The organism is Lysobacter sp. TAB13 (assembly GCF_052113885.1).
In the GTDB taxonomy this organism is placed as follows: Bacteria; Pseudomonadota; Gammaproteobacteria; order Xanthomonadales; family Xanthomonadaceae; genus Lysobacter; species Lysobacter gummosus.
In genome coordinates, this window is record NZ_JBFRDR010000436.1 from 1 (window position 1) to 353 (window position 353).

Annotated in this window: 1 protein-coding gene; it reads right to left on the reverse strand. The window is 64.3% G+C overall.

What is annotated here, in order from left to right; all coding sequences use genetic code 11:
• Positions 1–353: hypothetical protein (locus AB4Y92_RS26850; RefSeq protein WP_441822390.1), on the reverse strand; the 353-nt coding region annotated here is incomplete at both ends.

A 353-nucleotide genomic window follows, 5' to 3' on the forward strand; every position in this document is an offset into this window, starting at 1 on the left:
GTCCAGGCCGTCGGCAAGCTTCGACGTGACGAGAATGATCTGGCGGACATTCTCGCGCACCGCCTCGGCCGAGGCCTCGATGAGTGCAGCCTTTGCCGAGACCTCACGCCCCATCATGACGATGTCGCGCTGGAACGAAATGAACGTCCTGATCCGGGCATCCAAGGTCGGATTGGCGTCGCGCAGCTCGCGCGGCAACGAAGAGATCAGACTGGCCCGCGCCGCATCGACCAGTTCCACAGCTCCATCAAGAGAATCGAGCGCGGTCTCGATCGCACGCGGCGTCGCTGCGTCATCGAAACGGCTGAGTAGCGAGGCCTGCGCCACGCGGTTCGAGAGCAGCGCTGCGCGAT